The organism is Streptomyces sp. NPDC057654 (assembly GCF_042800135.1).
GTDB lineage: Bacteria > Actinomycetota > Actinomycetes > Streptomycetales > Streptomycetaceae > Streptomyces.
The window spans coordinates 1-4,659 of record NZ_JBHVHQ010000697.1 but is presented as its reverse complement, the minus strand read 5'-3'; the positions used below and the strand labels follow the sequence as shown (position 1 = coordinate 4,659).

Sequence of the window (4,659 nt, the reverse complement as noted above, 5' to 3'; positions counted from 1 at the left end):
CCCGTCGAAAGCCATTTCGAGCAGTCACCCAGCCTTGAGCCGCTCTCAGCCGAAGAGACGTTCCAGAACCACCGCGATCCCGTCCTCCTCATTGGAGGCCGTGATCTCGTCGGCGACGGCCTTGAGGTCGTCGTGGGCGTTGGCCATGGCGATGCCGTGGGCGGCCCAGCTGAACATGGGGATGTCGTTGGGCATGTCGCCGAAGGCGACCGTGTCGGCGGCCTTCATGCCGAGGCGGCGGGCGGCGAGGGAGAGGCCGGTGGCCTTGGTGAGGCCGAGGGGGAGGAGTTCGACGACGCCCGCGCCGGCCATCGTCACGCCGACCAGGCCCCCGGCGACGGCGTGCGAGACCTCGGCGAGGGCGTCGTCGGACAGCTCGGGGTGCTGGAGGTAGATCTTGTTCAGGGGGGCGGACCACAGGTCGGCCGGTTCCCTGAGCGGGGTGACCGGCAGCGGGCCCTCCTGGCTGCGGTAGCCGGGGCCGACGACGACCTCGCCGTCGAGGCCGTCGCGGCTGGCGGCCAGGTAGAGCGGGCCGACCTCCGCCTCGATCTTGGCGAGGGCCAGCCCGGCGAGCTGCCGGTCGAGGGTGACCGAGGTCAGCAGCCGCTGCTCGCCCGCGTGGTAGAGCTGCGCGCCCTGCCCGCACACCGCGAGCCCCCGGTAGTCGAGCGCGTCCAGGATGTGCCTGGTCCAGGGGACGGCGCGGCCCGTGACGACGATGTGTGCCGCCCCGGCGCCCGTGGCCAGGTCGAGGGCCTCGCGGGTGCGCTCCGAGACGCTGTGGTCGGCGCGGAGCAGCGTGCCGTCGAGGTCGGTCGCGACGAGGCGGTACGGCAGCGGCGGCGGGGCGGCGGCGCTCACTTGGCGACCGGCTCCAGGAACTCCCGCCCGCCGAGGTAGGGCCGCAGGACCTCGGGCACGCGCACCGTGCCGTCGGCCTGCTGGTGGTTCTCCAGGAGCGCGACGATCGTGCGCGGCACGGCGCACAGTGTGCCGTTGAGCGTGGCCAGCGGCTTGACGTGCTTGCCGTCGCGCATCCGCACGGACAGCCGGCGGGCCTGGAACTCGTTGCAGTTCGAGGCGGAGGTCAGCTCGCGGTACTTGCCCTGGGTGGGGATCCACGCCTCGCAGTCGAACTTGCGGGAGGCGGAGGAGCCGAGGTCGCCGGTGGCCACGTCGATGACCTGGAACGGCAGCTCCAGGCCGGTCAGCCACTGCTTCTCCCAGTCCAGCAGCCGCCGGTGCTCGGCCTCGGCGTCCTCCGGGTCGACGTACGAGAACATCTCGACCTTGTCGAACTGGTGCACCCGGAAGATGCCGCGGGTGTCCTTGCCGTACGTACCGGCCTCGCGGCGGAAGCACGGCGAGAAGCCCGCGTAGCGCAGCGGGAGCTGCGACGCGTCGATGATCTCGTCCATGTGGTACGCGGCGAGCGGCACCTCGGAGGTGCCGACCAGGTAGTAGTCGTCCTTCTCCAGGTGGTACACGTTCTCGGCGGCCTGGCCGAGGAACCCGGTGCCCTCCATGGCGTGCGGGCGGACCAGCGCGGGGGTGAGCATCGGCACGAACCCGGCCTCGGTGGCCTGCGCGATCGCGGCGTTGACCAGCGCGAGCTCCAGCAGCGCGCCGACCCCGGTGAGGTAGTAGAAGCGCGAGCCGGACACCTTGGCCGCCCGCTCCACGTCGATGGCGCCGAGCGCCTGGCCGAGCTCCAGGTGGTCCTTGGGCTCGAAGCCCTCGCCCGCGAAGTCGCGCGGCGTGCCGACGGTCTCCAGGACGGTGAAGTCCTCTTCGCCGCCCACGGGCACGTCCGGGTGCACGAGGTTGCCGAGCTGCCGCAGCAGGCGCTGGGTCTCGTCGGCGGCCTCGCCCTGTTCGGCGTCGGCGGCCTTGACGGCGGCGGACAGCTCGCCGGCCTTCTTCAGCAGCTCGGCCTTCTCCTCCCCGGCGGCCTTCGGGATGAGCTTGCCGAGCGACTTCTGCTCGGAGCGCAGCTCGTCGAAGCGCACGCTGGACGACCTGCGCCGCTCGTCGGCGGAGAGGAGTGAGTCGACGAGCGCGACGTCCTCTCCACGGGCGCGCTGGGAGGCGCGAACACGGTCGGGGTCCTCACGGAGCAGGCGAAGGTCAATCACCCCCTCAGGTTACCTTCGCGCGCTCCGGGCGAGCGAGGCGATATTCCTTTGCGTGTCGTTATGACCGTTTTGCCGGAAGTCGGAAAGGAGTGAATACGGGGTACGGAGTGTGGCCGGGGAATTTCCGGATGGTGGCCGAAAAGGGGCGAATGGGCTGGCGGCCGGACGTCGACCCGCCTTGTGTACGGCGGCAGTTGGCCGCGGTTGTCCACAGGCGGTGGGGATGGCTTTTCTTTTATCCACAGGGTGTGAGCAAGTTCTGTGGATGTTGACGGTGATCGTTCTGTCCGTTCTGCGGAAGCCGAGGAATTTCCGGTTCAAACCGGGCTCACGCCCTCATTCGGGTGGGAATGGATCGCTCAAAAGGGTTGAACGAGGGAATTGAGGTGACAGTCACGGGGGGCCGGGCTGTGGATGGCGGAGCGGTGACTAGAGAGATTTGTCGACGAAACCCGGGCGCAGTGTCGACTTGTCCCCAGGGCGGCGAAGCCCCTGTGGATAACTCGGAGGGTTGTGCACAGGTGCACGGAGAGCCATCAACAGCCATCAACAGCCACCAGCAGGCACCAGCAAGCATCAGCCGCCACCACCGACCGCCTTCCGCCAGGCCCCCGGCCACCGGCCACCGGCCCCCGGCCCCTCCCCGCGCGGTGGTGCTCAGGCCCGCCCGTCCTGGCAGCGCGCCAGCCAGTCCGCCGCCGCCTCGAACTCGCTGTCCGACGTCCCCGGCCGCAACTCCCCCCGCAGCGCCGGGTCCGACGCGTCGACCCCCGCCCGCGGATACGACCCGAGGAACCGCACCTTCGGGCAGATCCGCTTGAGCCCCATCAGCGCCTCGCCCACCCGCCGTTCGGTGATGTGCCCCTCGCAGTCGACGGAGAAGCAGTAGCGCCCGATCCCCTCGCCCGTCGGCCGCGACTCGATGCGCATCATGTTCACCCCGCGCGCCGCGAATTCCTGCAACAGCTCCAGCAGCGCGCCCGGATGGTCGTCGCCGAGCCAGATCACCAGCGACGTGCGGTCCGCGCCCGTCCGCGCCGCGGGCCGGGCCGGGCGGCCGACCAGGACGAAGCGGGTCTGCGCGTTCCGCGCGTCGTGGATGTCGGTGACCAGCGGCTGAAGCCCGTACGTCGGCGCGGCGAACTCCCCAGCGAACGCCGCGTCGTAGCGCCCCTCCTGTACGAGCCGGGCGCCGTCCGCGTTCGAGGCCGCCGATTCCCACAGGGCGTCGGGCAGGTTGGCCGCGAGCCAGTTGCGCACCTGGGGCTGGGCGACGGGGTGGCCGGTGACGGTCTTGATGTCGCCGAGCGCGGTGCCGGGCCGTACGAGCAGCGCGAAGGCGATCTCCAGCAGCACCTCGCGGTAGATCATCAGCGGTTCGCCGGTGGCGAGTTCGTCGAGGGTGGCGGTGACGCCGCCCTCCACCGAGTTCTCGATCGGCACGAGCGCCGCCGCCGCCTCGCCGCCCCGTACGGCGTCCAGCGCCGTCGGCACCGACACCATCGGTACGAGCTCGCGCGTCGCCGACTCCGGCAGGGTCCGCAGGGCGGCTTCGGTGAACGTGCCCTCGGGGCCCAGATAGGTGTAACGGCTGGCCGACATCACGCAGGCTCCTCGTGAATCACAGGGAAGGGGAAGGGGAAGGGGGACGAGAGAAAACGGAGGGAGGGAGTAAGGGGGCTCGGGCGGGCTGGGGAACCCGCCACGATACTCAGCCCCCGCACCGCCCGCCCCGCCGTCCGACCGCCGGACGGAGGAACGCGCCGGAAGAACGCGCCGGAGGAACGCGCCGGAAGAACGCGGCGGACGACCGCGCCGGACGGCCAAGCGGCCAAGCGGACGAGCGGACGAGCGGCCGAGCGGCCGAGCGGCCAAGCGGACGAGCGGCGAAACTCACCCCTCCAGCAACGCCTGCCCCACATACGACCCCGGCTTCGGCGCCGGCGGTACCGCGTACAGCCCGCTGGACTCGTGCCGCAGGAAGCGCGACAGCCCGTCCCCCCGGTCCAGCTTCCGCTGCACCGGCACGAACCCCTTCATCGGATCGCCCTGCCAGCAGACGAAGAGCAGCCCCGCGTCCGGCGCGCCGTCGTCGCGGAACCCGTCGTGGTACGAGTAGGGCCGCCGCAGCATCGCCGCGCCGTGGTTGGACTCCGGCGCCGCGACCCGGATATGGGCGTCGCCCGCGATGGCGATGGACCCGTCCTTGTTGAACTTGTCGAGGTCGACCGGCGTCGTCTCCGTACCGCCCGACAACGGCGCGCCGTCCGACTTGCGCCGCCCTATGACCCGTTCCTGGCGGTCGCGCGAGAGGTGGTCCCAGTCGTCGAGCAGCATCCGGATGCGCCGGACGATCGCGTACGAGCCGCCCGCCATCCACTTCTCCGCGGCGGGGCCGCCCGAGGACGGGACGAAGACGCGGGTGTCGAAGTCCTTGTCGGAGGGGTGCGGGTTGTTGGTGCCGTCGACCTGGCCCATGAGGTTGCGTACGGTCATGGGCTTCGCGGTCGCCCCCGGCGTG

The 4,659-nt window shown here is 71.1% G+C and carries 4 protein-coding genes; all 4 read right to left on the bottom strand.

All coding sequences use genetic code 11. The annotated features are described in order from the left end of the window. Window positions 1–45: 45 nt before the first annotated feature. Window positions 46–864 (bottom strand): HAD family hydrolase, encoded by an 819-nt coding sequence (locus tag ACFU99_RS33895; RefSeq protein ID WP_384399465.1) that lies wholly within the window; start codon window positions 862–864, stop codon window positions 46–48. Then, a complete protein-coding gene (serS, locus tag ACFU99_RS33890; protein ID WP_384399462.1) occupies window positions 861–2,138 on the bottom strand; it encodes a serine--tRNA ligase in 1,278 nt (425 codons plus the stop codon). The genes ACFU99_RS33895 and serS overlap by 4 nt, the downstream gene beginning before the upstream one ends. Window positions 2,139–2,795: 657 nt before the next feature. Then, window positions 2,796–3,740, bottom strand: coding sequence for a prephenate dehydratase (gene pheA, locus ACFU99_RS33885; RefSeq protein ID WP_384399459.1), 945 nt, complete (start codon window positions 3,738–3,740; stop codon window positions 2,796–2,798). Between the two features lie 291 nt (window positions 3,741–4,031). Then, the coding region (locus tag ACFU99_RS33880; protein ID WP_384399456.1) for a Dyp-type peroxidase at window positions 4,032–4,659 on the bottom strand (628 nt) is incomplete at its 5' end.